Below are 25,294 nucleotides of genomic sequence, written 5' to 3' on the forward strand. Positions count from 1 at the left end.
ACACGCTGAATTGAATTCTAACCGCGTGACTATCGCGTGCGCAACACCAGGGGCCATGGGTTATGACTGACACAAAACGGCTGAAATCTCGGAAGACATTCTTCAGCAGATTACGCTCAAATACGCGAGGCAACACACTCGCGATGGTTGCAGCCGGCCTCGTTCCGCTCGCCGGAATTATCGGCAGCGGTGTCGATCTCAGCCGGGCCTATATGGTCAAGACCCGCTTGCAGCAGGCTTGTGACGCGGGCGTGCTGGCCGGTCGTAAAGCGATGGGCGAAGGCAGTTATGACAGCAATGCGCGCGCCCAGACCGACAAGTTTTTCAATGCCAACTTCCCTGTTGGCTATCTCGACAGTACCAATCGCACTTTCAATCCGACCAGCCCTTCGGGAACCAGCCAGGTGTCCGCAAGCGCATCGGTGGAATTGCCGACCATTGTCATGAAGATCTTCGGCAATGACGATATTGATGTCGCTGTCGATTGTACCGCCATTCTCGAAATCGCCAACACCGATATCACCATGGTGCTGGACAGTACCGGTTCGATGGCCAACAATATCGATGATGGTGCTGGCGGAACCACAACTCGCATTGCAGCTCTGCGTGCAGCCATGAACAGCTTCTACAGCATCGTTGATACCGCAGCCAACGGAACCGGGTCCAGAATTCGCTACGCGATGGTTCCCTATACGGGTACGGTCAATGTTGGCCGGCAGATCATTGCCGTAGATCCGGCATATATGGTCAGCGGAAACCACAATTACCAATCCCGCGAAGCGATCTGGGAAGTCGACGGACCTCCCGGAACGACTGTTACAAACGACACCACCACCACATTTGAAACGCTCAATAGTGTAGATGGTCCGGAGTGCACCGGACAGTTCAGTCAAAACCAGTCAGTACCTGGATGGTGGACAGCGAATCCCTCCGGAAACCCGGTGACCAGCTCGAGCACCTCGAACAATAATGGGACGACGACAACCGTCGATACGACGAGGACCTATTCCTATTACAGCTGGAATGGCAGCACAGCACAGCCTCCGAGCAATGCGGTGGGCAGTTCCTATTGGCGCACATGTGTCCGCCGTGTGGTGACCGATACAACGACTACCGTAGTTGGAAATCCGAGAATCGAATCGAACCAATGGGACTCCAGTGCCACCTTCCTGCGCTGGGAGCACAAGCAGATCAACCATCCGATCGATGCCTATATCGCATCCATCGACACCGGACCGTCTACTCCTCTCCCGGGCGACCAATTTGCCAGCAACGTAAATTGGGACGGCTGTATCGAGGAACGCGATACCGTGGACAGTGACACCGTCGTCTATAACGGTTCCACCGACAGCATCGATCCGAACGGGACACTGGATCTGGACATTGATGCGGCACCGACCGATGATGCATCCAGGTGGCGCCCCTATTGGCCGGAAGTCGTCCGTCACCGTGACGCCGGGACAACCATGCAGAGTTTCACAACCAATACGCGTAAATCGCAGACTGCCTGCCCTGCAGAGGCTCAGCAGTTTGAGGAAATGACCAGTTCGGAATTCTCCGACTATGCCAATTCACTTGTCGCCGATGGCGGTACCTACCATGATATTGGCATGATCTGGGGTGCCCGATTCAGCTCACCTACGGGTATTTTCGCGGCAAATGTGAATGCCACGCCGACCAACGGTGGCTATGTCAGTCGCCATTTGATATTCATGACCGATGGCATCCTGGATATCGGCCAGACCTATTACAGTGCTTATGGTCTGGAACGACATGATCAAAAAGTCGGCACGGGCGACGAAACACAAGCCTCTGCCAACCATACTTCGCGTTTCTCAGCCGTTTGCGAAGCCACAAAAGCGAAGGGCATTCGTGTCTGGGTGATCGCTTTTGCGACCGGTTTGAGCACGGAAATGACAAATTGTGCATCGCCAAACAGCGCGTTCACGTCGTCAAATGCCAGCCAGCTCAACGCGGCATTCACGACGATCGCGCAATCTGTCTCTGATCTGAGGTTGTCACAATGATCCGGTTCCTGCGCAAAAAGAAGCTGGCCCGCGATGAAAGCGGCGCAACACTGATCGAATTCGCCTTCGTAGCGCCAACTTTCCTGTTGATGCTCATGGGTCTGTTTGATCTCGGCTATTCGGTCTACATGCGCTCGGCGCTGACCGGAGCCGTTCAGAATGCGGCGCGCTCGGCTGCTCTGGAGACTGGCCCAAGTGCGTTGACCGCTATTGACGACGAAGTCGAAGCTCATGTCCAGGACCTCAATTCCGCCGCGACGGTGACGTTTCAACGACGTAGTTATTTTGACTATAACAATGTCAGACAGCCCGAAAGCTTTACGGACACCAATGGCAACGGCAGCTACGACAGCGGCGAGTGCTTTGAGGACATGAACAGCAACGATACGTGGGACGCCGATATCGGCGAAGATGGCGTTGGCGGGCCAAATGATGTTGTGCTTTATGACGTTAGCGTGAGCTATGACCGGATGTTCCCGTTCTGGCATATGATCGGTGCGTCGAAACGGCAAACCATCACATCCTCCACAGTACTGAAGAACCAGCCTTATGGAGATCAGATTGCCAATTCCGTCGAGGTGATTTGCACATGACTGACAGTCAAAAAACCCTGCCTGCAGCAGGAAGCCGGAAAAAACCTGGCATTCTGACAAGACTGGCCCGTAACAAGTCGGGTCTTGCCCTGACGGAATTTGCCTACGCCCTGCCCATCTTTACCGGACTGGGCATGTTCGGACTGGAAACCGCAAATCTGACATTGACCAGCCTGCGCGTCAGCCAGGCTGCGCTCAACCTGTCGGACAATGCCTCCCGCATGGGTCAGGCCATCGCCAATTCCACTTCTCGGACCGTTTATGAGAGTGATGTCAATCAGATGCTGACCGGCCTCGGCCTCCAGGCCGGAGATATTGAAATCCTCGAGCGCGGACGCGTTATCCTGTCGAGCCTGGAGCGCAACGGTGACGGTGGCCAGTGGATCCACTGGCAGCGGTGCAAGGGGAAGGCCAATTATCAGTCCGACTATGGTACCGAAGACACCGGTGCCACCGGCACTTCCTTTGCCGGAATGGGCGAAGCCGGGAATGAGGTCACGGCATCAGACGGAACCGCAGTCATGTTTGTCGAAATCATCTACGAACATGAGCCATTGTTCGGTGATCTGTTTTATCAGAACAAGATCATCCGCCACGAAGCCGTGTTTAACATCCGCGACAACCGCAACCTCGGCGCCGGGGTGGTGGCAGACGGAGAACCGGCTGCGACCTGCAATCTCTATACGTCGACCTGACCCCGAAAAAGCGGGTTTAGCTCAGCGATAGCATATCTTTTTGGCCGCTTCCACGATCCGGGGACTGTCAATCAGGGCAGCCTTTTCGAGATTTGCCGCATAAGGTAGCGGGACATCTTCATTGGTGACCCGCATAACCGGCGCATCGAGATCATCAAAACCCTGTTCCATGCACAGGCTGACAATCTCGCTGGAAATCGAACAGGCCGGCCATCCTTCCTCGGCGACCACCATGCGATTGGTTTTTGCGAGACTTTGCAACACTGTTTCAGTGTCCAGCGGCCGCAACGTGCGCAAGTCGATAACTTCAGCATCAATACCGTCTCCGGCCAGCTTGTCCGCTGCCTCCAGAGCCAGTCCTACACCGATCGAATAGCTGACGATGGTCACATCCGTGCCTTCCCTCATGATCCGTGCCTTGCCGATCGGCAGCACATGGTCATCCAGCTCGGGCAGTTCGAATGATCGGCCGTAAAGCAGTTCATTCTCGAGAAATACCACCGGATCGGGGCTGCGAATGGCAGCTTTCAGCAGGCCTTTTGCATCTGCGGCGTCATAGGGTGAAATGACAATCAGGCCGGGGACGCTGGCATACCAGGGGCCATAATTCTGGCTGTGCTGCGCCGCGACGCGGGACGCGGCACCATTGGGACCGCGAAACACAATCGGGCAGCGCATTTGGCCACCGGACATGTAATTTGTCTTTGCGGCAGAATTGATGATGTGATCAATCGCCTGCATGGCGAAATTGAAAGTCATGAACTCGACTATCGGTTTCAGCCCGCCCATTGCCGCACCGGCACCAATACCGGCAAATCCATGTTCGGTAATCGGTGTGTCGATCACCCGCTTCGGACCAAATTCATCGAGCAGTCCCTGCGTGACCTTGTAGGCCCCCTGATATTCCGCAACTTCCTCACCCATGACGAAGATGTCGCCGTCTGCCCGCATTTCTTCTGCCATCGCATCACGCAAGGCTTCGCGCACGGTCAGCGAAACCATGGACGTGCCTTCCGGTATGTCAGGATCACTCGCGCGCGAAACCGGTGCTGGCGCTTCTGCAGCTGCTTGCGCTTCTTCTGCCGCCGGCTGTTCCGGTTCGGCGGCCGGTTCGGGCGCAGGAGATGCATTGTCATCTGCGTCGTCATCTTCCCCGATCATTTCTGCGATCACGGCACCAACAGCAACATTGTCGGTTCCTTCCGGAACGATGATTTTCGAAATCACGCCTTCGTCAACAGCCTCAAACTCCATGGTGGCCTTGTCGGTTTCGATCTCGGCGAGAATGTCACCAGAGCTGACTTCATCACCTTCGCTTACCAGCCATTTCGCGAGCGTTCCTTCTTCCATTGTCGGGGACAAGGCAGGCATTTTCAGGGAGATCGCCATCAATATTGCTCCACCAGAACGTCAGTATACAGTTCGGACAATTCCGGTTCGGGCGATTCTTCAGCAAAATCTGCCGCCTCCATCACGGTCTTGCGCACGGATTTGTCGAGGGCCTTCAGCTCCTCTTCCTTAACACCCTGCTTGAGCAGCATCGCTTTCAGGCGTTCGATCGGGTCCGATTTTTCGCGCACACCCTGGACCTCATCACGGCTGCGATATTTGGCCGGGTCCGACATGCTGTGTCCGCGATACCGATAGGTCTTCAGTTCCATCAGCACTGGCCCCTTTCCGGCACGGACATATTTCAGGGCCTCTTCCACTGCACCGCGCACCGCGAGCACGTCCATTCCATCGACCTGCATGCCAGGAATGCGGAAGCTCTCACCACGGCGGTAGAGCTGATCTTCCGACGAAGACCGGTTGACGCTCGTTCCCATCGCATACTGGTTGTTCTCGATCACAAAGATGACCGGCAATTTCCAGAGCTCCGCCATATTGAAGCTTTCGTATACCTGCCCCTGATTGGCCGCCCCGTCGCCAAAATATGCGAGACAGACGCCACCGTCTTCCTTGTATTTATGTCCAAAGGCCAGGCCTGTGCCGAGCGAAACCTGTGCGCCGACAATACCGTGACCACCATAGAAGCCATGCTCAACCGAGAACATGTGCATCGAACCCCCCTTGCCTTTGGAGATGCCTGACGCCCGGCCCGTGAGTTCGGCCATAACGATATTGGGATCAATACCGCAGGCCAGCATGTGACCATGATCCCGATAACCGGTAATCACGCTGTCCTTGCCTGGTTCGATAGCCGACTGCAGGCCGGTCACAACCGCTTCCTGCCCGATATACAGGTGACAGAAGCCACCGATCAGTCCGAGGCCGTAAAGCTGCCCGGCCTTTTCTTCAAATCTCCGGATGAGCAGCATCTGCTCGTAAAAATCCATCAGTTCGGATTTGCTGGCCTTGTAGATTGGAGTCTTCAGCACAGGCAGCCGACTGGCCGCCGGTTTGGCGGCAGACTTGGCTGGAGACTTGGCTGGGGACTTGGCCGGGGACTTGGCACGCGGTTTCGGCGTGCGCTTGGCGGGAGACTTTGCAGCCGTTTTCGCTGGCGCCTTTGCCGCGCGTTTCGCCGGAGCTTTTGCAGCAGATCTGGCTGCAGGCTTCGACTTTGATTTGGTTGTTGTTCTGGCTTTGGTGGAAGTTTTCCGGGGAGTTTTTGCCACGCTTGCGATTTCCTGTTTTCTGTTCGACGGCACCTTAAACAGTTCGGAAGAATTTCCCAAGCGTTTAGACGGTCAAGCCGTCAAAATCCCGATGGATTCCGAGAACCGGTTTCACGGGCAACCTATTTCAGGGGGATGATAATCTCGTCGGGATGAGCCACATTCAGTTCCTTGCGGATGAGCTCGCCCGTCAGATCCGGATCGGCACCTTCCGGATCCAGAAGCGCGACCCGGTTTTTCAGAGCGTCACGCTCTTCCTCCAGGGTCACGAGCAACTGCGCGCGATCATCTAGGGTGCGCTGATACTCGCCCCAGGCAAGGATACCGGTCGGCCCCAGGACCGCATATCCGGCAATGGCCAGAAGTGTCAGCAGAGCAAAGCCTGGCCCGAGAGCCGCCTTGATCAAACTGCCAATTTTTTCCTTTTTTGCCATGGACATCCTTGAATCAGATTATTGATTCGCTGGCAAGCATTTTAACGAATTAATCGCGGTCATCGGCCACTACATCGGATATATGCCCTCAGGAAAAGATGGACCGCCCCGCATAATGGGCAACATTGCCCAGCTCTTCCTCGATCCGGATCAGCTGATTATATTTCGCCAGCCGGTCGGAACGCGCCAGACTGCCGGTCTTGATCTGTCCGCAATTGGTCGCCACGGCGAGATCCGCGATAGTTGCATCTTCGGTTTCACCGGAGCGATGCGACATGACGGCGGTGTAAGAGGCGTTGTGCGCCATCCTCACAGCTTCCATGGTCTCCGACAAGGTGCCGATCTGGTTGACCTTCACCAACAGGCTGTTGGCCAGCCCGTCAGATATGCCCTGCGACAATCTGGCCGGATTTGTCACAAACAGATCATCGCCAACCAATTGAACCTTGTCCCCGACCGCGTCGGTCAGCAGCTTCCAGCCTTCAAAATCGTCTTCCGACATCCCATCTTCGATCGACTTGATCGGATAATCCTTGCAGAGATCGGCCAGATAATCGGACATCTCAGCCGGAGACAGGACCTTGCCCTCCCCCGAGATATGATATTTGCCATCGCGAAAAAACTCGGTCGCTGCGCAATCCAGCGCGAGAACGACTTCATCACCGACTTTGAAACCGGCCTTTTCGATCGAGGCCATGACGAAATCGAGCGCGTCACGGGTCGAACCCAGATTCGGCGCAAAACCACCCTCATCACCAACGGCCGTTGCCAGGCCCTTTTCGGACAATCCTTTTTTGAGCGTGTGAAAAATCTCCGCACCCCAGCGCACTGCTTCGGTCAGACTGTCGGCACCAACCGGCATGACCATGAATTCCTGGAAGTCGATCGGGTTGTCCGCATGTTCCCCGCCATTGATGATGTTCATCATCGGCACCGGCAGCACCCGCGCCGATACGCCGCCGACATAACGATACAACGGTAACCCCCGCGCATCCGCCGCGGCCTTGGCCGCTGCCAGGCTGACACCCAGGATCGCGTTCGCGCCCAGACGGGCCTTATTGTCGGTGCCATCCAGGGCGATCATCGCGGCGTCCAGTTCTTCCTGGTCTTCCGCATCAAATCCGCGCAGCAGGTCCGCTATTTCTCCGTTTACTGCATCGACGGCCTTCGTCACGCCCTTGCCCAGATATTTGCCAGCATCTCCGTCTCGCAGCTCAACCGCCTCATAAGCCCCGGTCGATGCGCCGGACGGCACCGCTGCGCGGCCGAAGCTGCCATCTTCGAGAAGTATATCGACTTCGACTGTGGGATTGCCGCGGCTGTCCAGAATCTGGCGGGCGAGGATATCAAGAATGGCGGTCATGAAAGAGGCTCCTGGAGAACTGACAATGAAAGCCCAAGCCCTTAATGTGCCAGCGCCTGCGTGGCAACCGGAACCACCTGCTTAACCCTTGATTTCTGATGATTAGCCCCCATCTCGCTGTTAAGGGAAGTTCGATCGATAGCGATATCAATTGAATTATATGGGCGAGGGAAACTTCAAGAGGAAATACCAACATGGCAACTGAACAGGACAAAAAGCCGGCATCCGCGAAACCGGCAGCGAAAAAGGCTGCAACCAGGAAGCCGGCGGCGAAGAAAACCGCTGCCAAAAAGACCGCCGCAAAGACGACCACTGCGCGAAAATCGACAACTCGCAAAAAGACGACACCGAAGCCGTCGGCACCGCTCAAGGCCGGTGCGACACGCGCGGCCGCTTCTGAATCAAAAATCATCGATACCGACAATCTCAAGAACAAGGCGATCGATAAAGCGCGCGCTGCTGCCAATCAGGGCAAGGAGCGCACCGGGGACGCGATTGGCAATCTCGGCAAGCTGATCGATGACAGCGCCAGGACGCTGGACGAAAATGTCGGTGAAAAATATGGCGACTATGCGCGTTCGGCTGCGGATGCCGTCCATACCTTTGCGGACAAGCTTGACCAGAAAGATGTCGACGAAATGGTTGAAGATGCGCGCCAGTTCGTACGCAAAAGCCCCGCTGTTGCCATCGGCGCCGCGGCTGTCGTCGGATTTCTCGTGTCACGTCTGATCAAATCAGGGATGGATGATCGCAGCTAGGTCCTGTACCGTCAGACTGATCCATCTCCAGACGGGATAATGCGTTGAAGCAAGAGCAGTCAGAACCGGCGGGTGACGTTCCGCAGCCCATCGCGGCTGCGGACGAATCTGTTGCGGTCGAAAACGACACGGTCGCCGGCGACTCCGGCGCCGGTCATCCCGGCGACCGCAAGCCGCTCCGTGACCAGTTCGCCGACCTGGTCGAGGACGCGCGCACGCTCGCGCAGGTTGAGCTGGAATATTACAAGACCAAGCTGTCCGTGAATCTGCAGGCCACGCGCACGGTCCTGATCCTGTTCACGGTCGGCGCGACGCTTGGGATTACCACCATCCTTGCGATGATCCTCGGGATTCTGCTGATTGCCTCGCATTATCTCGGTCCGGTAGCCGCCACAGGCCTCGTCACCGGAACGACATTGCTTTTGACTACCATCCTGATCACAATGGCGATAAAACGGGCGCGAAAACTGCCGCTGGACGAAGAGACCGATGACACCGAAAAATGACGACATATTCAGTTTGCGGGAAATCGCAATCGAGCGAAAAGCCGCGCGCGAGAACCTGCGTGACAATATCGCCGAAACAAAAGATCGCGTGAAACCCAAAAACCTGATGCGGGAAGCGAAAGACAATGCGCTGAACAAGGCACAGGATGCAGGGATGACAGCTGTCGAAACCGTGAAATCCAACCCCGGCATAACGGCATCGGTGATCGCGGCAGCTGCGCTCGTGACCCTGCGCAAGCCGCTGACCCGGCTGATTGCCGGTCGTTCGGCCAGTCAGACCCCCGATCCCAAGGAGTAAGCCATGAGTAACCTGTCAGACAATATCGAAAAGGCCCGTGCCGCGTCCCGCGAGCGATTTGACAACGCCCGGGAAAAAGCCAGCGAGAGCAAGGATGCCGCGGTCGAAAAAATGTCCGAAAGCAAGCAGCGGGCCGCCGTTCTGCTGGGTGAAGGCAAGGAAAAGGCCGCCCAGAGCGTCGCAGCGACACGGGATGCTGCGAAGAAGGCCGTCGGCAAATCGGAAGAAACCATTGCCAAGAGCCCGCTGGCCGTCGTGGCAGGAGGTGTGGCACTCGGTGCATTGATCGGCGCGCTGCTTCCACGCAGCAAGGCGGAAACGAAATATGTCGGCGCCGCGGGCAAGAAAATCAACGAAACTGCCCGCAAGGCCTATGATGCCGCGAAAGATGCCGGTCAGGAACAGATCGATACGCTCGGCCTTTCCAGGGACAGCGTGCAGGACCAGATCAAAGATCTGCTTGGCAAAGCCGGTGAGGCTGCTAAGAGCGCCGCCGAAGCCGCGACAGACGCGGTCAAAACCGACAAATCAAAATGAATGCAGACGGGGCCAAGCATGAGTGAACGCAGCAAAATCCACCTGGTAATGGGCGGTCGGGTCAAGGATCCGCGCGGACTGGACTATGAAAATCTCGACGAAGTCGATCTGGTCGGCGTCTACAAGGACTATGAAGAAGCCGAGGAAGTATGGCGCGGCTATGCCCAGCGCACCGTGGACGATGCCGAAATGAAATATGTCGTTGTGCACCTGCACAAGCTGCTCGAACCGGAATTACCGGAAGAAGAGTGAATCCGTTGCTCCGCTCAGGCTGAGCGGAAGCGCCATTCCAGCAGCGGCCGGGTGAGCAACAGTCCGGCCACAAAGCCGCCAATATGCGCATAAATCGCGATGCCGTGGAGATCCCCGCGCGTCGCGATTCCGATCATCAGCTGAATGCCGATCCAGGCCAGGGTCAACCAGACAATCCGGACGATATGGCCCGGCACCGGCCCCACCGCCTTGACCTCATTGCGCGCAAACAGCAGCGCATAAGCCCCGAGAACCGCAGAAATCGCGCCGCTGGCCCCGACCACCGGAATGGTCGAGCTGCTGTTGAACAGAAACTCCGCGATCGACGCGGCATAAGCGCCCAGCACATAGAGGAGCGCCATCAGCTGCGGCCCCAGCGCCTGTTCGACGAAACGGCCGCAGAACAGCAGCATCAGCATATTGAATGCGATATGCATCAGCCCGGTATGCAAAAAGGCCGATGACATGGGCGTCAGCCAGGCCGGAACAATCCCCGCAACCTGGTCCAGTGCCGGATAGCCTTCGCCGAGGCGGATCGGAAAAAACGCCCCGCGCAGGATCGCATCCTGCTCCAGTCCGGAAACCCACAACAGCAGGAAAATCACCACATTGGCGATGATCAGTCCGTTGGTCAGTTTTCCCTGGGGCAGGTGCATGATCGGTTCAGATAAACTCGATTTTCTCGAGCAGGTAATATTTGTCGCCGGACGGAACCGTGACTTCGATTTCCTCGCCGACACTGCGGCCGATAAAGGCGCGGCCGATCGGGCTGTTATAGCTGATCTTGCCGGCCTTGGCATCGGCTTCGGCCTGACCAACCAGCTGATATTTCACCGGCTTGTCATCTTCGTCGAGCAGGGTCAGCGTCGCACCGAATACTGCCTTGTCGCCACTCAGCGTCGTGGGATCGATAACCTGGGAGCGTGACAATTTGTCCTCGAGATCGGCGATGGTCGCTTCCACCTGTCCCTGGCGCTCTTTCGCCGCATGATATTCGGCATTTTCCGAAAGATCCCCGTGCGCGCGGGCTTCTTCGATCGCATCCACGATCCGCGGCCGCTCTTCTTTCAGTGCTTTCAGTTCCGCCTCGAGTTTGTCGTGGCCTTCCTGCAGCATTGGTACTTTTTCTACAGCCATATCTTTGGCCTTTCTTCCTTCCGTTCGCCCCGGTTTTCTGCCCCGGAGCGTCAAAAACAGTTTCCCGGCGCCCTTCTTGCCGAAGTTCGCCCGCAGTCTACAATTTGTCGGGGAATTACGTCTGCGAAGCCTTATAATAGGACTGAAGTGCACGAACTTCAAGCGTCTCGTCACGCATCGCCGCGATTGCCTCCATGGCGGCAACGCTCGCCGTGGCCGTCGTATAGTAGGGAATTTTACCGTTCAGCGCCGATGCCCGGATGGATTTGGAGTCCTTGAGCGACTGCCAGCCTTCGGTCGTGTTGAAAATCAGCGCCACTTCACCATCCTTGATCCGGTCGACGATATGCGGCCGGCCTTCTGCGACCTTGTTGACCTGCTCCACTGTGATGCCTTTTTCCTGCAAATAGCGGGCGGTTCCGCTGGTGGCAATTATGTCAAATCCGAGCTGCTCCGCCATGCGGGCAGCAGGTTCGATAACCTTTTTGTCGGTTTCCTTGACTGAGACAAACAGCGTACCGCCATCAGGCAGATGGTTGCTCGCCCCCAGTTGCGCCTTGCCGAAAGCGATCGGGAAGCTGCTGTCGATCCCCATGACCTCGCCGGTGGACTTCATTTCCGGCGACAGAACCGGGTCAATTCCGGGGAATCTGCTGAACGGGAAGACCGCCTCTTTTACAGCAATATGTTCGATATTCTTGTCAATCACTGGCAAGTCTTTAAGCTTCTCTCCGGCCATTACCCGGGCGGCAATCTTGGCAATCGGCGTCCCGATGGCTTTAGCGACAAAGGGCACCGTCCGGCTGGCCCGCGGATTGACTTCGATCAGATAGACCTCGCCATCCTTGACCGCGAACTGGATGTTCATCAGCCCGCGCACTTTCAGGCCCCGTGCCAGCTCTCCAGCCTGACGTTCCATTTCCACGATGATATCAGCGGGCAGATTGTAGGGCGGGATGGTGCAGGCACTGTCGCCACTGTGGACGCCGGCTTCCTCGATATGCTGGAGCACGCCGCAAACGACCACATCCTCACCATCGCAAATCGCGTCGACATCGACTTCCACGGCGTCGCGCAGATACTGGTCGACCAGCACCGGCTGATCCCCCGAAACCTGTACCGCCGTGTTGATATAATTTTCCAGCTGCGCCGGACCGTCGACAATCTCCATTGCCCGGCCACCGAGCACGAAGCTCGGCCGGATCAGCACCGGATAGCCGATCCGCTCGGCGATTTTCACCGCTTCCTCCTCGGTGCGTGCCATGCCGTTGTCCGGCTGTTTCAGCTTCAGTTTATTGACCAGTTTGGCAAACCGGTCCCGGTCTTCCGCCAGATCGATCGAATCCGGCGTGGTGCCGAGAATTGGTATGCCCGCATCTTCCAGTGCGGAGGCCAGGCCCAGCGGCGTTTGACCGCCAAATTGCACGATCACGCCCGCCAGTTCGCCCGTGCTCTGCTCGACATCGAGAATCTCCAGCACATCCTCGGCCGTCAGCGGCTCGAAATAGAGCCGGTCAGACGTGTCGTAATCGGTCGACACCGTTTCCGGGTTGCAGTTGACCATGATCGTCTCGAAACCCGCGTCGGACAGCGCGAAACAGGCGTGGCAGCAGCAATAGTCAAACTCGATCCCCTGCCCGATCCGGTTCGGTCCGCCGCCCAGGATAACCACTTTCTTGCGGTCCGACGGCTGCGCCTCATTCTCCGGCGCGCCGAAAATTGGCGCTTCATAGGTGGAATACATATAGGGCGTCTTGGCTTCAAACTCCGCCGCGCAGGTGTCGATCCGCTTGAACACCGGGCGGACACCCAGCTTGTGACGCAGTTCGCGCACCTCTTTTTCGGTGGTCGCGCCTGCCATGGCGGCGACTGCATCATGGACCAGCCCGTGGCTGCCCGCTACCGCGCGCCCTGCCCCGCCCGCGACATGAACGGCATCGACGGCCAGTTTGGCGAGCCGCTGATCCGAGAATCCCATGGATTTCAGCTTGCGCAGCGCTTCCGGGCCGTTGGGCAGGCCATTGTCGAGAATCTCCTGCTCGGCATCGATAATCTCCCGGATCCGGTCGAGGAACCAGGGATCGTAAAAGGCGATGTCGTGAATTTCTTCGTTACTGAAGCCCTCACGCATCGCCTGGGCCACCACCAGCAGCCGGTCGGGCGTCGCTTTTGCCAGCTCGGCGATGATATCGTCCCGTTCGGCGCCTTCCAGCTCCGGCACCCGGTTGAAGCCGTCGAGCCCGGTTTCCAGCCCGCGCAGGGCCTTTTGCATCGATTCATGGATGTTGCGGCCAATCGCCATGACTTCGCCGACCGACTTCATGGCGGTGGACAGCAAAGGCTCGGCGCCCTTGAATTTTTCAAAGGCAAAGCGCGGGATCTTGGTCACGACATAGTCGATGGTCGGTTCGAATGACGCGGGCGTGGCACCGGTAATGTCATTGTCGATCTCGTCCAGCGTGTAGCCGACGGCCAGCTTGGCCGCGACCTTGGCAATCGGGAAGCCGGTCGCCTTGGAAGCGAGCGCAGAAGAGCGCGAAACCCGCGGGTTCATTTCGATGACGACAAGCCGTCCATCTTTCGGATTGACTGCGAACTGTACGTTCGAACCCCCTGTTTCGACTCCGATTTCTCTGAGCACCGCCAGCGAGGCGTTGCGCATGATCTGATATTCCTTGTCGGTCAGCGTCAGCGCCGGTGCCACGGTAATGGAATCGCCTGTGTGGACACCCATCGGATCGACATTCTCGATCGAGCAGATGATGATGCAATTGTCCGCCTTGTCGCGGACGACCTCCATCTCATATTCCTTCCAGCCTATCAGCGACTCATCGATCAACACCTCGGTCGTCGGGCTGGCTTCGAGCCCGCCGCGCACGATTTCCTCGAATTCCTCGCGGTTATAGGCGACCCCGCCGCCGGTCCCGCCCATGGTGAAACTCGGCCGGATGATGGCAGGCAGGCCCAGGTCATCCAGCACCTCCATTGCCTGCTCGACACTATGTGCAATGGCCGAACGCGGGTTTTCGAGCCCGATCCGGTTCATCGCCGCGATAAATTGCTCGCGGTCCTCGGCCATGTCGATCGCCTTGGCATCCGCACCGATCATCTCGACATTGTATTTGTCCAGCACACCCATTTTGTTGAGCGAAAGCGCGGTATTCAGCGCCGTCTGGCCGCCCATGGTCGGCAGGATCGCATCCGGGCGTTCCTTCTCGATAATCTTGGCGACAATTTCCGGCGTGATCGGCTCGATATAGGTCGCATCGGCCATTTCCGGATCGGTCATGATCGTCGCCGGATTGGAGTTGACCAGGATGATCCGATAGCCCTCTTCCTTCAGCGCCTTGCACGCCTGGGTCCCCGAATAGTCGAACTCGCACGCCTGGCCGATGATTATGGGGCCAGCGCCGACGATGAGGATGGAGGAGATGTCAGTTCTTTTGGGCATTAATCGATGTCTTCTTCATTCATTTCCTCATTGCCAAGGAATCCAAATCTAATTTCATCACTTTTCGAAATCGAAAGCATTATCGACTGCATCGCACATTCGAATTGCCAAACGCTCTCATCAGTTGGAATTTTTGAAGAATCCAAATCAACTAATGTTACGTTGTAAGGGCCAGCCTCAGGAGCCACTCTCAATAATTGCCCTGCTTCCGCTCCACATGTTTTTTCAATACGCACGATGTGATCAGCAAGAGAGGTCGCATCAGGGTCAAATGGCTCTAGCTTTTCGATTAACCGCGCGCCTCTAAGCCATGCAGAAGCCATCGCAAATACGTACCCGCTGGAGAACTCTTGACCAACTTTTTCCTGAATTCGATTGAAGCGAATATCATCAAAGACAAGGACATTTGCCCTGCTTTGATTCCAATAAATCAAACATCTTGCCGCAGCTTCGCTGAGACCGTCCGGAGGTGTTAAAACATTGAAGATTCCGACATCTGGTCGAGACTCGTAAGCCGCCCTAATAAACCCACTTTCGATGCCGCATTCGTTTGCTGCCTTCAAAACCGGGTTTATTCTTTTCGGACGCTCACTGTCGTCTGAGTTTGCGACAGCTGCCGAGGCAAACACAAAACAAATGACGACTGCAATAACCTTCAGCATTACAATCCCCCCACAAATTTCTCGAACAGGTAGAAACTGTCCTGCGGGCCGGGGCTCGCTTCGGGGTGATATTGCACGCCAAAGGCGCGTTTGCCGGTGATGCTAATGCCGCAATTGCTGCCGTCGAACAGGCTTTTGTGGGTTTCGACCACGGTAGCGGGCAGCGTGTCGGTATCCACCGCAAAGCCGTGGTTCATGCTGGTGATTTCGACCAGACCTTCGCTGGCATCCCAATCCCCGCCGACGCGCTGGACCGGGTGGTTGGCGCCGCGGTGGCCCTGGTGCATCTTGACCGTCTTCGCCCCTGCCGCCAGCGCCAGCATCTGGTGGCCGAGGCAGATGCCGAACAGCGGCATATCCGCCTCGAGCAGCTGCCGGATCACAGGCACGGCATATTCCCCTGTCGCCGCCGGATCGCCGGGGCCGTTGGACAGGAACACGCCGGCAGGTTCTAGCGCCATGATATCGGCAAAGCTGGTTTCCGCAGGCACCACAGTGACTTTTGCGCCAGCTTTCACAAGATTTCTGAAGATATTCCGCTTCGCGCCAAAGTCCATCGCCACGACATGCGGCCTGTCTCTCCCCTCCCGCTCGCGGGAGGGGTCGGGGGAGTGCAAGTCTGAATCGGAGGATTCTGGCCCTCCCCTGGCCCCTCCCGCAGGCGGGAGGGGGATTGGCGCATAACCGTGACCCAGACGCCAGATGCCCGATTCCCAGATTTTCGTCTGATGCCCGGTCACTTCCTTGGCGAGATCCATGCCTTCCAGTCCGGCCCAGTCCCGTGCCTGTCCCAGCAAGGCATCGATATCAAAATTGCCTTCCGGATCATGGGCAATCACCGCATTGGGGGCTCCCGCTTCCCGGATCCGCCGGGTCAGCGCCCTTGTATCGACACCGCTGAGGCCAATCCGCCCCTGTTCCGCCATCCACTGGTCAAACGGCTTCTGGTCGCGGAAATTGCTCGGAGCTGTCACATCTTCCCGGACGATGCAGCCCAGAGCATGGGGCGTGTCCGCCTCGACATCCTCGTCATTGGTGCCGACATTGCCGATATGGGGGAAGGTGAAGGTGACAATCTGCCCGGCATAGCTGGGGTCGGTCATCACTTCCTGATAGCCGGTCATCGCGGTGTTGAAGCAGACTTCCCCGACCGCCGAACCGGTCGCGCCAAAGCCGCGTCCCCATATGATTGTACCATCGGCCAACACCAATATCCCGGTTGCGCCCTGGGGAGCTTCGGGGATATTTGCATCGGTCATGGGCGTTGTCCTCTCGGGTCTCTTGGTAGGCACAAAATTTCGCTGGCACTAGGGGCGAAATATTTTGGGCACAATCTATGAAATCCGGAATCTTCCCGCTAGGGTTAACGCTTATTCCAAAAAGAGAGGTTCCCATGATTCGCGACTCCGTGAAAGCCGCGCAAATCGAGGCGATGAAGGCAAAGGACAAGGATCGCACCGCCGCGACTCGGGCCATTCTTGCCAAGATCAAGGACAAGGATATCGAACTGCGCACCAAGGACGGGGGCGGGGATGATGACGCAATGGTCACCGATGTCCTGCAAAAGATGGCCAAACAGCGCCGCGAGTCGATTTCCATGTATGAGGAAGGCGGCCGGACCGAACTCGCCGAACAGGAAAAATATGAGCTCTCGGTGATCGAGGAATTTCTCCCCGCGCAATTGAGCGAAGAGGAAACCGCCGCCCTGATCGACGGGATCAAGGCAGAACTTGGTGCTTCAGACATGAAAGACATGGGCCGCGTCATGGGCGAACTGAAAAAACGCCACGGTAGCGAAATCGACATGGGCAAGGCCAGCAGCCTGGTAAAGGCGGCGCTAAGCTGACTAGTCCCCCTCCCGCCCGCGGGAGGGGTTAGGGGTGGGATTGAACGAAAGCATTGTGGTAACCTTCAGGAAAAGAGATACCAATCGCGCCAAAACCCTGCGCAATCAGGCGACACCCGCCGAACGTGAATTGTGGAAATACCTGAACAATCGCCGGGTTGCAGGATACAAATTCAGCCGACAGATGCCAGTGGGCCCGTATTTCGCCGACTTCCTTTGTCGCGAACTCAAGCTCATAATTGAAATTGATGGCTATTCTCATGACACCCGACAGGGTTATGATTTGGCCAGAACGAAGGACCTGGAAAATCATGGCTATCGGGTGGCCAGATTCAGCAATCGGGATGTGATGACCAATGTCGAGGGCGTTGTGAGGGAAATAGAGCTTATTGTCTCCGGCATGCCCTCCCCTGACCCCTCCCGCAGGCGGGAGGGGAATCTATGACCCTGTCCCCGCAATGGCTTGATGAACTGCGATCGCGTGTCACGCTGTCGACATTGATCGGGCGGACGGTGAAGATTCAGAAAGCCGGGCGCGAGTACAAGGCCTGTTGCCCGTTTCACAACGAAAAGACGCCCAGCTTCACGATCAACGATGAAAAGGGTTTCTATCACTGCTTTGGTTGCGGTGCGCATGGCGATGCCATTCGCTGGATGACTGATCAGCGTGGACTCAGTTTTATGGATGCCGTGAAGGACCTCGCCGCCGAGGCGCAGATGGAGGTTCCCGCCCCGGATCCGCGGGCCGCCAGGCGGCAGGAACAGCGAGCCACGCTACATGACGTCATGGCGGCAGCGCAGGACTGGTTCGTGCATCAGCTGGGCGGAATCGAGGGTGTGCAGGCGCGGCAGTATCTGGAAAACCGGGGCATAACAGCTCAGACCGTCCGGGAATTCGGTTTTGGATTTGCGCCCGACTCCCGCAGCAAGCTGAAAGAGGCCCTGGGATCGCATGGCGTGGACCGGCTGGTTGAGGCGGGGTTGCTGATCAAGGTGGATGACCGCGATCCCTATGACCGGTTCCGTGGCCGGCTGATGATCCCGATCCGCGATCCGCGCGGCCGGGTGATTGCCTTTGGCGGGCGGATATTGGGCGATGGCGAGCCCAAATATCTGAACTCGCCCGATACGCCGCTGTTCGACAAGGGCCGCACGCTCTACAATCTCGACAAAGCCTCACCGGCCTCCCGCCAGACCGGGCGGATACTGGTCGTAGAGGGCTATATGGACGCGATCGCGCTGGCCCAGGCCGGTTTTCCCGATGTGGTCGCACCGCTCGGCACCGCGCTGACCGAGCACCAGATCGAACGAATCTGGAAGATGGTGGAAGCGCCGATCCTCTGCTTTGACGGGGACAATGCCGGGCAAAAGGCCGCTATGCGCGCCGCCAACCGCGCCCTCCCCCTGCTCCGCCCTTCGCACAGCCTGAACTTCATCTCCCTGCCCGCCGGTCAGGATCCCGATGACCTGATCCGTGCCGAAGGGCCCCGGGCCTTTGCCGCATTGCTGGAAAAACCGCAGATTCTCAGTGAAAAGATCTGGTCTCACGAGCTGGCGGCAGAACCGCTTGATAGCCCGGAAAGCAAGGCCGGGCTGAAGAAGCGTCTGTCGGACCATGTCCGGGATATATCGGATCAGGATATCGCCCAGCATTATCGGCAGGAATTCCAGGAGCGCTACGAGAAAGCCTTCTTCGCCAATCGCGGTTCCGCAGCCCAGGATCGTCGATATCGGCGTCCGGGATCACCGTTCACCGCAAAATATTCCGCCTCCACCGCAACCGATGACACAAAATCGGTTTCGGTCAGCGGACATGACCTCAGGATCGCGAAGGCGATTCTGGGTGGCCTGATCCGCCATCCGTCCCAGATTTCCAGGCATTTTGAAGAACTCACCCTGTTCAAACTCGCCGATTCGCAGCTTCAGGACCTTTTGTCGGAGCTGGTAAGACAGGCCATGCGTAAAGAAACGCTTGATATGCAGGGCCTTCTTACCATATTGGAACAGACAGATTGTTATAATGTCGCAAAAGGGCTGTTACGGGCCGATGCGCTGAATTTCACTTTCAACCGCAAACTGCCAGATCCTGCCCCGTCTGAATTGATCGAACGGGCGCACAGGGATTTGTCGGAGGCGATACAGGTGATAACCGCGCGCCCCGGACTGGAAGCAGCGCTGGCAGAAGCAACGAGACGGGTACAGGATAATCTTGACGAGGAAAGTTACGCCGAACAGCAAAGGCTGCGTCAGGCAAAACAGGCTTTTCACGATCGCTTGATGGAACTCACCCAGATCGACGATGTTGTCTGAACAACATCGGTTTCTGCATTCGGTTGGATTTTAATTGTAGGGGCCACAGGCATTGGCAAGCAAAGCAAAAAAATCGGCAGCGGAAGACGCTCCCCTGATTGATTTGAACGGATCATCCATCAAGAAACTGATTACCAAGGCCAAGAAGCGCGGCTACATCACGATTGACGAGCTCAACGAAGCGCTGCCTCAGGACCAGAACGAACAGATTGAAGACATTATGTCGTCCATTTCCGAAATGGGCGTGCGCGTGGTCGAGAATGATGACGAAGCGGCCGAAGAAATGGGCGGCGAAGAAGTCGAATCGATCGACGGCAAGGACAAGGACAAGAAAGCTGCTGCGGCTGCGCCAAAAAAGGCGGCGGGTGACCGGACCGACGATCCTGTCCGCATGTATCTGCGCGAAATGGGCGCCGTGGAACTGCTCAGCCGGGAAGGCGAAATCGCCATTGCCAAGCGCATTGAAGCCGGTCGCGACACCATGATCTGGGGCCTTTGCGAGAGCCCGACGACTTTCAACGCCATTATCGAATGGTCCACTGCCCTCAATGACGGCGAGATGCAGCTGCGCGAAATCCTCGATCTCGACGCCATGCTTTCCAAGGACCCTGTTCCGGAAAACCTGGAAGAGGAAGACGATGATGACGGCGAGATCAGCGAAAAGACCGCCGGCCCTTCCTACAAGGATGATGACGAAATCGAAGACGAGCCCGAAGCGGAGGACGGGGAAGAGGATGATGAAGACAAGCTGACCGAGCGCCGCGCCAAACGTGTCGAGGAAGAAGAGGAAGACAACACCCTCTCGCTGGCACAGATGGAAGAGGCCCTGAAGCCGGAAGCGCTTGAAAAATTTGCCGAGATCACATCTGTTTTCAAGAAATTCTCGAAACTGCAGAACACGCGCATGGAAGCCTTTGCCGCCGGCAAGGACTTTCCCGCGGCTTCGGAAAAGAAATATCACGCCTTGCGCGAGCAGCTGACCGCTCTCGTGGAAAGCGTGCAGTTTCATGCCAACAAGATCGAATTCCTGGTGGATCAGCTTTACTCGTTCAACCGGCGGCTAACCGCGCTTGGCGGACAGATGCTGCGCCTGGCAGAGCGGCACAAGGTGCCGCGCCGCGCGTTTCTGGAAAGCTATATCGGCAACGAGCTCGATGACGGCTGGCTCGCCAGCATGTCCAAGGCGGACAAAAAATGGGCAGCCTTCGCGGCCAAGGAAGCCAGCTCTGTCGAGCGCATCCGGTCGGAAATTTCCGACATTGCTGCGGCTACCGGCACTTCACTCGATGAATTTCGCCGGATCGTCAACATGGTCCAGAAAGGCGAGCGCGAAGCGCGAATCGCCAAGAAGGAGATGGTCGAAGCCAATCTGCGCCTGGTGATTTCGATCGCCAAAAAATATACCAATCGCGGTCTGCAGTTCCTGGATCTGATCCAGGAAGGCAATATCGGCCTGATGAAAGCGGTCGACAAATTTGAATATCGTCGCGGTTACAAATTTTCGACCTACGCCACCTGGTGGATTCGTCAGGCGATAACCCGTTCGATTGCCGATCAGGCCCGGACCATCCGGATCCCGGTCCACATGATCGAGACGATCAACAAACTGGTGCGGACATCGCGTCAATTCCTGCACGAACAGGGCCGCGAACCGACACCGGAGGAAATGGCCGAGCGTCTTTCCATGCCACTCGAAAAAGTGCGCAAGGTCATGAAGATCGCGAAAGAGCCCATCTCTCTCGAAACACCGATCGGCGACGAAGAGGATTCGCATCTCGGCGACTTTATCGAGGACAAGAATGCGATCATTCCAGTGGATGCCGCGATTCAGTCCAATCTGAAGGAAACCGTAACCCGCGTTCTGGCAAGCCTGACACCGCGTGAGGAACGGGTACTGCGCATGCGTTTCGGCATCGGCATGAACACCGATCACACTCTGGAAGAAGTCGGTCAGCAGTTCAGCGTGACCCGAGAGCGGATCCGGCAGATTGAAGCCAAGGCCCTACGCAAGCTGAAACATCCCAGTCGCAGTCGCAAAATGCGCAGTTTTCTGGATCAGTGAGCCGGTTTTCCCGGGATTACCAATCATGGTTTGCATATCCCTAACGGGCGGTAAACTGCCTCTTTAGAATTCTGCTCTATTACAGGGATATTCGGGACCGGCAGCGGTCTCGTAAACCCTTGAGTAATGTGAGCCAGATGCCAGAAACCAATCCGATACCGTCGGCACAAGCCAGTCTCGTCGACCATGTCCGGGAGCATGGCAGCCATAGCGCGGCCCATGTCCAGCGGATGTTGACGGATTTCGACTCCGTTTCGGGAGCCGATATTGCCGACCTGGCCCACTTCCTTTGCATTTTGCACGGTCGTCATCCGGGCGTGGTCGATCACGCGGCGAACAAGACCGCTGATATCGCGGCCCGAAAATGGCTGGTTCGGGCCATGGAAGCCTTTTCCGCGGAACGTGCGTTCCTGACCAAGCTGACAGTGGCCGCAGGACCGATTTCCGGCGTTGGTGCCAGCGATCAGAGCAATGCCACGGTGCTTGCGCAGCGCAAGGCACTGGACATGTTGTCACAGTCTGATCGCGACGGATGCGCCCTGGGCGCCTCATTCGCACTGGTTCTGGACTGGCATGCCGTGCGGCCGCTGCTCGACAAGGTCGCGATCAAGCTGGGCGTTGAACCGCGCGAGGCGATCCTGCCGGACAGCGACATTACGCTGGATCTTTCCCGGGCAGTCAATCAGTCGGCAGCTATCGAACGCGCCGTCAATTTCGGTGCCGAACAGATCCTCGCACAGCATCGGGGACTCTGGCAGCTGCTGGAAGCGCGAAGCAAGGCCCGGCAGGCTGCCTGATCTCCTGATCGGCATATCGTCTTAACTAAATGATTAACTTGCCTGTAACAGGCCTTTTCCCTATCGCTATGCCATTGACGTTTACGGCAAGGGAAAAAGAAAAATGCGTTTTGACGGTACCAAGGACTATGTTGCAACTGATGATCTGAAAGTTGCGGTCAACGCAGCCGTGACTTTGCGCCGGCCCTTGCTGGTCAAAGGCGAGCCGGGTACCGGCAAAACCGTCCTGGCACATGAAATTGCCAAGGCCACCGGCGCTCCGCTTATTGAATGGAACGTGAAGTCCACCACAAAGGCTCATCAGGGCCTGTATGAATATGATGCGGTTGCACGCTTGCGCGACGGTCAGCTGGGCGACGAACGGGTTCACGACATTTCCAATTACATCCGCCGCGGGAAGCTCTGGGAAGCTTTTACGTCCCCGGACCTGCCGGTGCTGCTGATCGACGAAATCGACAAGGCGGATATCGAATTTCCGAACGATCTGTTGCAGGAACTGGATCGCATGGAATTCCATGTTTACGAGACCAAGGAGACCGTCAAGGCCGCCGACCGGCCCATCGTCGTGATCACATCCAATAACGAGAAAGAACTGCCCGACGCGTTTCTGCGCCGCTGTTTCTTCCACTACATCAAATTCCCCGATCGCGAGACGATGCAGGAAATTATCAATGTGCATTTCCCGGACATCCAGGGCGTACTCGTCAAGAAGGCAATGGATATTTTCTACGATGTGCGCGATGTTCCCGGCCTCAAGAAGAAGCCGAGCACATCGGAACTGCTCGATTGGCTGAAACTGCTTCTCTCCGAAGACATGCCGCTGGAAGTTTTGCAGTCCCAGGATCCCAGCAAGGCCATCCCGCCCCTTCACGGAGCGCTGCTGAAAAACGAGCAGGATGTGATGCTGTTTGAGCGCCTGGCGTTCATGGCGAAACGCGAAGCGCGCTAAAACCGGAGAACTGTAATGTTTTTCAACTTCATGGATGAACTCCGCGCCGCCGGAATCAATGCGTCGTTGAAAGAACATCTGGTTCTGCTTGAGGCACTGGACAAGGAAGTGATCCGGCGCAGTCCGGTGGACTTCTATTATCTTTCCCGTGCGACGGTCGTGAAGGACGAAGGGTTGCTCGACCGCTTTGATCAGGTCTTTTCCAAGGTCTTCAAGGGTATCGAGACCAGCTATGGCATGGAAGAGCAGGAAATCCCGCTCGACTGGCTGAAGGCGGTTGCCGAAAAATTCCTCGACGAGGAAGAAATGAAGAAGATCGAGTCTCTGGGCACCTGGGACGAAATCATGGAAGCGCTGAAAGAGCGTCTCGAGGAACAGGAAAAGCGTCACGAGGGTGGCAGCAAATGGATCGGCACGGGCGGCACCTCGCCTTTCGGCAATAGCGGTTTCAATCCCGAAGGTGTCCGAATCGGCGGCGAAGGTGGTCAGAAGAAAGCAATCAAGGTCTGGGACAAGCGGGAGTTTCAGAATCTCGATAACACCAAGCAGCTGGGCACCCGTAACATCAAGGTGGCACTTCGCCGGTTGCGGAAATTTGCCCGCGAAGGGGCGGCCGACGAGCTGGATATTGATCGCACGATCAACGGGACGGCGAAAAAGGGCTGGCTCGACATCCATATGCGCCCCGAACGGCACAATGCAGTCAAGCTGTTACTGTTTCTGGATGTTGGCGGCTCAATGGATCCGTTCATCAAGCTTTGCGAAGAACTGTTCAGCGCCGCGACGTCCGAATTCAAGAACCTGGAGTTTTTCTACTTCCACAACTGTGTTTACGAAGGCGTCTGGAAGGACAATCGCCGGCGTTTCTCCGAGCGGACCAACACCTGGGATATCCTCCACAAATATGGCCATGACTATAAGCTGATCTTCGTCGGTGATGCGTCGATGAGCCCCTATGAAATCACGCATCCGGGTGGATCGGTGGAACATTTCAACGAGGAAGCCGGCGTCACCTGGCTGCAGCGGATGACCAATACCTATCCGGCCACTGCCTGGCTCAACCCCGTCCCCGAAAAGCAATGGGGCTATTCGCAGAGTGTGAAGATCGTCAAGGAATTGATGAACGACCGCATGTATCCGCTCACCCTCGAAGGGCTGGGAGATGCGATGAAGGAACTGACCCGCAAGCAGGGCTGACCTGACAATAGGCCCAATTCGGGCCTAATAGCTCTTGGCGCTCCCGGATTCCCGAATATACCAGATGTTGTAGTAGTAACTGCAATATGGAGGCATATGTGGCTTTTCCTGTTCCGCGGTCTGTGAAAACCGGCAGTCAACTGGTTGTTTACAACGCTTCTCATCCGTCCGTCATCTTTGGCAAGATCAAGTCCGGTGCGATCCGGCACTGGAATCAGAGCCGCATGGTTCGATCAATCAACAGCTGGTTGAAAGTTCCCGCAAAGCGCATGATCAGCAAAACACCAAAACGCACATCCGGAAATTCGGGCCTGATCGTTCCCCAGCCCGGGAAATCCTTCATGCTGATCCAGTCCAGAGATATGATGAGCGATCTGCTCGCCGAAAATCACCGGCTGAGGAAAATGGTGGATGATCTGGTCCGGGAAACCCGCGACTGAAAATCAGGCTTCGACCGCCAGCAAGGTCGTGCCCTGGTATTTTTCTGCTGACGGGTCAAACACGTCATAAAGCTCGAAGGACTGATCTTCGACGGACACGTCTTTCAGTCCGGCCAGCTTGAACGTTCCGAGCTTGATTTCCCGCGGCGGCTGACCTTCATGTTCAAGGGCTACGGCATCGACATACATTTCGTCATGACGTGTGTAGAGAATATGCGGCGCCAGCTTGAAACTGGTCCGGTTATAGGTGGCGGTCACGCATTTTTTCAGCGCCACGCCTTCCAGAAATTCCTTGTTCGGCAACATGGCGCCAAAATATCATATGCCGCCGGCGATGCAAGGATTATGTTGCGTTGCAACAT

The 25,294-nt window shown here is 56.8% G+C and carries 27 protein-coding genes; 17 read left to right on the forward strand and 10 right to left on the reverse strand.

Features of this window, described 5'->3' with window-relative positions:
- The first annotated feature begins 62 nt into the window (after positions 1-62).
- From BUQ90_RS12745 to BUQ90_RS12755, 3 genes are read left to right on the forward strand one after another with little or no spacing between them, the layout of a single operon-like run.
- Complete coding sequence (locus tag BUQ90_RS12745) at positions 63-2,027, forward strand: TadE/TadG family type IV pilus assembly protein (protein WP_084192695.1); 1,965 nt, start codon at positions 63-65, stop codon at positions 2,025-2,027.
- Complete coding sequence (locus BUQ90_RS12750) at positions 2,024-2,620, forward strand: TadE/TadG family type IV pilus assembly protein (RefSeq protein ID WP_074205555.1); 597 nt, start codon at positions 2,024-2,026, stop codon at positions 2,618-2,620. Before BUQ90_RS12745 ends, BUQ90_RS12750 begins: the two co-directional genes overlap by 4 nt.
- A complete protein-coding gene (locus BUQ90_RS12755) occupies positions 2,617-3,315 on the forward strand; it encodes a TadE/TadG family type IV pilus assembly protein (protein WP_074205556.1) in 699 nt (232 codons plus the stop codon). Before BUQ90_RS12750 ends, BUQ90_RS12755 begins: the two co-directional genes overlap by 4 nt.
- Positions 3,316-3,336: 21 nt before the next feature.
- Here BUQ90_RS12755 and BUQ90_RS12760 read toward each other — a convergent pair whose 3' ends face one another.
- Together BUQ90_RS12760 and pdhA are read right to left on the reverse strand one after the other, a co-directional pair.
- Positions 3,337-4,704 carry a pyruvate dehydrogenase complex E1 component subunit beta gene (locus BUQ90_RS12760; RefSeq protein ID WP_074205557.1) on the reverse strand — a complete coding sequence of 456 codons (1,368 nt, stop codon included), beginning with the start codon at positions 4,702-4,704 and terminating at the stop codon, positions 3,337-3,339.
- Positions 4,704-5,699, reverse strand: a complete 996-nt coding sequence (gene pdhA, locus BUQ90_RS12765) for a pyruvate dehydrogenase (acetyl-transferring) E1 component subunit alpha (protein WP_074206410.1) — start codon at positions 5,697-5,699, stop codon at positions 4,704-4,706. The genes BUQ90_RS12760 and pdhA overlap by 1 nt, the downstream gene beginning before the upstream one ends.
- Before the next feature lie 64 nt (positions 5,700-5,763).
- On the opposite strand from pdhA, the gene BUQ90_RS17885 reads away from it, so the two are divergent.
- Positions 5,764-6,072 (forward strand): hypothetical protein, encoded by a 309-nt coding sequence (locus BUQ90_RS17885; protein WP_239447429.1) that lies wholly within the window; start codon positions 5,764-5,766, stop codon positions 6,070-6,072.
- Here the strand turns inward: BUQ90_RS17885 and BUQ90_RS12770 are convergent.
- Positions 6,056-6,367 carry an FtsB family cell division protein gene (locus BUQ90_RS12770; protein ID WP_074205558.1) on the reverse strand — a complete coding sequence of 104 codons (312 nt, stop codon included), beginning with the start codon at positions 6,365-6,367 and terminating at the stop codon, positions 6,056-6,058. The genes BUQ90_RS17885 and BUQ90_RS12770 overlap by 17 nt on opposite strands.
- A gap of 88 nt (positions 6,368-6,455) precedes the next feature.
- Entirely contained in the window at positions 6,456-7,730 is a 1,275-nt protein-coding gene (gene eno / locus BUQ90_RS12775; RefSeq protein ID WP_074205559.1) for a phosphopyruvate hydratase, read from the reverse strand.
- Between the two features lie 194 nt (positions 7,731-7,924).
- Between eno and BUQ90_RS17710 the strand changes: the two genes are divergently transcribed.
- The 5 genes from BUQ90_RS17710 to BUQ90_RS12800 are packed head-to-tail and all read left to right on the forward strand — an operon-like array spanning position 7,925 to position 10,081.
- Positions 7,925-8,488, forward strand: coding sequence for a hypothetical protein (locus BUQ90_RS17710; protein ID WP_074205560.1), 564 nt, complete (start codon positions 7,925-7,927; stop codon positions 8,486-8,488).
- Between the two features lie 44 nt (positions 8,489-8,532).
- Positions 8,533-8,994: a phage holin family protein gene (locus tag BUQ90_RS12785; RefSeq protein WP_074205561.1), complete on the forward strand. Its 462-nt coding sequence runs from the start codon at positions 8,533-8,535 to the stop codon at positions 8,992-8,994.
- Positions 8,978-9,292, forward strand: coding sequence for a hypothetical protein (locus tag BUQ90_RS12790; RefSeq protein ID WP_074205562.1), 315 nt, complete (start codon positions 8,978-8,980; stop codon positions 9,290-9,292). Before BUQ90_RS12785 ends, BUQ90_RS12790 begins: the two co-directional genes overlap by 17 nt.
- A 3-nt stretch (positions 9,293-9,295) precedes the next feature.
- A complete protein-coding gene (locus tag BUQ90_RS12795; RefSeq protein WP_084192697.1) occupies positions 9,296-9,829 on the forward strand; it encodes a hypothetical protein in 534 nt (177 codons plus the stop codon).
- Between the two features lie 18 nt (positions 9,830-9,847).
- Positions 9,848-10,081, forward strand: coding sequence for a DUF4170 domain-containing protein (locus BUQ90_RS12800; RefSeq protein ID WP_074206412.1), 234 nt, complete (start codon positions 9,848-9,850; stop codon positions 10,079-10,081).
- Positions 10,082-10,095: 14 nt separating this feature from the next.
- On the opposite strand, the gene BUQ90_RS12805 is transcribed toward BUQ90_RS12800, so the two are convergent.
- From BUQ90_RS12805 to carA, 5 genes are all read right to left on the reverse strand, one after another.
- Positions 10,096-10,737 (reverse strand): rhomboid family intramembrane serine protease, encoded by a 642-nt coding sequence (locus BUQ90_RS12805; protein WP_074205563.1) that lies wholly within the window; start codon positions 10,735-10,737, stop codon positions 10,096-10,098.
- A 7-nt stretch (positions 10,738-10,744) separates the two neighbouring features.
- A complete protein-coding gene (greA, locus tag BUQ90_RS12810) occupies positions 10,745-11,218 on the reverse strand; it encodes a transcription elongation factor GreA (RefSeq protein ID WP_074205564.1) in 474 nt (157 codons plus the stop codon).
- 115 nt (positions 11,219-11,333) lie between these two features.
- The gene (gene carB, locus BUQ90_RS12815; protein ID WP_074205565.1) at positions 11,334-14,669 is read right to left on the reverse strand and encodes a carbamoyl-phosphate synthase large subunit; all 3,336 of its coding nucleotides are present in this window, start codon (positions 14,667-14,669) and stop codon (positions 11,334-11,336) included.
- A complete protein-coding gene (locus BUQ90_RS12820; protein WP_074205566.1) occupies positions 14,669-15,331 on the reverse strand; it encodes a hypothetical protein in 663 nt (220 codons plus the stop codon). Before BUQ90_RS12820 ends, carB begins: the two co-directional genes overlap by 1 nt.
- Positions 15,331-16,590, reverse strand: coding sequence for a glutamine-hydrolyzing carbamoyl-phosphate synthase small subunit (carA, locus tag BUQ90_RS12825; RefSeq protein ID WP_074205567.1), 1,260 nt, complete (start codon positions 16,588-16,590; stop codon positions 15,331-15,333). The genes BUQ90_RS12820 and carA overlap by 1 nt, the downstream gene beginning before the upstream one ends.
- Before the next feature lie 134 nt (positions 16,591-16,724).
- Here carA and BUQ90_RS12830 point away from each other — a divergent pair, with 134 nt between their 5' ends.
- The 8 genes from BUQ90_RS12830 to BUQ90_RS12865 all read left to right on the forward strand — a co-directional run bounded on the left by BUQ90_RS12830 (position 16,725) and on the right by BUQ90_RS12865 (position 24,932).
- Positions 16,725-17,177, forward strand: a complete 453-nt coding sequence (locus BUQ90_RS12830) for a GatB/YqeY domain-containing protein (protein ID WP_074205568.1) — start codon at positions 16,725-16,727, stop codon at positions 17,175-17,177.
- Between the two features lie 40 nt (positions 17,178-17,217).
- Positions 17,218-17,622, forward strand: coding sequence for an endonuclease domain-containing protein (locus BUQ90_RS12835; RefSeq protein WP_239447430.1), 405 nt, complete (start codon positions 17,218-17,220; stop codon positions 17,620-17,622).
- Positions 17,619-19,487: a DNA primase gene (gene dnaG / locus BUQ90_RS12840; protein ID WP_074205569.1), complete on the forward strand. Its 1,869-nt coding sequence runs from the start codon at positions 17,619-17,621 to the stop codon at positions 19,485-19,487. Before BUQ90_RS12835 ends, dnaG begins: the two co-directional genes overlap by 4 nt.
- 52 nt (positions 19,488-19,539) lie before the next feature.
- Positions 19,540-21,549, forward strand: coding sequence for an RNA polymerase sigma factor RpoD (gene rpoD / locus BUQ90_RS12845; RefSeq protein WP_074205570.1), 2,010 nt, complete (start codon positions 19,540-19,542; stop codon positions 21,547-21,549).
- Positions 21,550-21,686: 137 nt separating this feature from the next.
- Positions 21,687-22,346, forward strand: coding sequence for a DUF6975 family protein (locus BUQ90_RS12850; protein ID WP_143182859.1), 660 nt, complete (start codon positions 21,687-21,689; stop codon positions 22,344-22,346).
- A gap of 103 nt (positions 22,347-22,449) precedes the next feature.
- Entirely contained in the window at positions 22,450-23,295 is an 846-nt protein-coding gene (locus BUQ90_RS12855; protein ID WP_074205572.1) for an AAA family ATPase, read from the forward strand.
- A gap of 15 nt (positions 23,296-23,310) precedes the next feature.
- Complete coding sequence (locus BUQ90_RS12860; protein ID WP_074205573.1) at positions 23,311-24,492, forward strand: vWA domain-containing protein; 1,182 nt, start codon at positions 23,311-23,313, stop codon at positions 24,490-24,492.
- Between the two features lie 98 nt (positions 24,493-24,590).
- Complete coding sequence (locus tag BUQ90_RS12865) at positions 24,591-24,932, forward strand: hypothetical protein (RefSeq protein ID WP_159437106.1); 342 nt, start codon at positions 24,591-24,593, stop codon at positions 24,930-24,932.
- Between the two features lie 3 nt (positions 24,933-24,935).
- On the opposite strand, the gene BUQ90_RS12870 is transcribed toward BUQ90_RS12865, so the two are convergent.
- Complete coding sequence (locus BUQ90_RS12870) at positions 24,936-25,238, reverse strand: hypothetical protein (protein WP_074205575.1); 303 nt, start codon at positions 25,236-25,238, stop codon at positions 24,936-24,938.
- Positions 25,239-25,294 lie beyond the last annotated feature (56 nt).

This window comes from Parasphingorhabdus marina DSM 22363 (assembly GCF_900128895.1).
GTDB lineage: Bacteria > Pseudomonadota > Alphaproteobacteria > Sphingomonadales > Sphingomonadaceae > Parasphingorhabdus > Parasphingorhabdus marina.

Coding starts and splice junctions, on each gene's coding strand:
- BUQ90_RS12745 (WP_084192695.1), top strand. CDS start 63: ATGACTGACACAAAACGGCTGAAATCTCGGAAGACATTCTTCAGCAGA.
- BUQ90_RS12750 (WP_074205555.1), top strand. CDS start 2,024: ATGATCCGGTTCCTGCGCAAAAAGAAGCTGGCCCGCGATGAAAGCGGC.
- BUQ90_RS12755 (WP_074205556.1), top strand. CDS start 2,617: ATGACTGACAGTCAAAAAACCCTGCCTGCAGCAGGAAGCCGGAAAAAA.
- BUQ90_RS12760 (WP_074205557.1), bottom strand. CDS start 4,704: ATGGCGATCTCCCTGAAAATGCCTGCCTTGTCCCCGACAATGGAAGAA.
- BUQ90_RS12770 (WP_074205558.1), bottom strand. CDS start 6,367: ATGGCAAAAAAGGAAAAAATTGGCAGTTTGATCAAGGCGGCTCTCGGG.
- eno (WP_074205559.1), bottom strand. CDS start 7,730: ATGACCGCCATTCTTGATATCCTCGCCCGCCAGATTCTGGACAGCCGC.
- BUQ90_RS17710 (WP_074205560.1), top strand. CDS start 7,925: ATGGCAACTGAACAGGACAAAAAGCCGGCATCCGCGAAACCGGCAGCG.
- BUQ90_RS12790 (WP_074205562.1), top strand. CDS start 8,978: ATGACACCGAAAAATGACGACATATTCAGTTTGCGGGAAATCGCAATC.
- BUQ90_RS12795 (WP_084192697.1), top strand. CDS start 9,296: ATGAGTAACCTGTCAGACAATATCGAAAAGGCCCGTGCCGCGTCCCGC.
- BUQ90_RS12800 (WP_074206412.1), top strand. CDS start 9,848: ATGAGTGAACGCAGCAAAATCCACCTGGTAATGGGCGGTCGGGTCAAG.
- BUQ90_RS12805 (WP_074205563.1), bottom strand. CDS start 10,737: ATGCACCTGCCCCAGGGAAAACTGACCAACGGACTGATCATCGCCAAT.
- greA (WP_074205564.1), bottom strand. CDS start 11,218: ATGGCTGTAGAAAAAGTACCAATGCTGCAGGAAGGCCACGACAAACTC.
- carB (WP_074205565.1), bottom strand. CDS start 14,669: ATGCCCAAAAGAACTGACATCTCCTCCATCCTCATCGTCGGCGCTGGC.
- BUQ90_RS12820 (WP_074205566.1), bottom strand. CDS start 15,331: ATGCTGAAGGTTATTGCAGTCGTCATTTGTTTTGTGTTTGCCTCGGCA.
- carA (WP_074205567.1), bottom strand. CDS start 16,590: ATGACCGATGCAAATATCCCCGAAGCTCCCCAGGGCGCAACCGGGATA.
- BUQ90_RS12830 (WP_074205568.1), top strand. CDS start 16,725: ATGATTCGCGACTCCGTGAAAGCCGCGCAAATCGAGGCGATGAAGGCA.
- dnaG (WP_074205569.1), top strand. CDS start 17,619: ATGACCCTGTCCCCGCAATGGCTTGATGAACTGCGATCGCGTGTCACG.
- BUQ90_RS12850 (WP_143182859.1), top strand. CDS start 21,687: ATGCCAGAAACCAATCCGATACCGTCGGCACAAGCCAGTCTCGTCGAC.
- BUQ90_RS12855 (WP_074205572.1), top strand. CDS start 22,450: ATGCGTTTTGACGGTACCAAGGACTATGTTGCAACTGATGATCTGAAA.
- BUQ90_RS12860 (WP_074205573.1), top strand. CDS start 23,311: ATGTTTTTCAACTTCATGGATGAACTCCGCGCCGCCGGAATCAATGCG.
- BUQ90_RS12870 (WP_074205575.1), bottom strand. CDS start 25,238: ATGTTGCCGAACAAGGAATTTCTGGAAGGCGTGGCGCTGAAAAAATGC.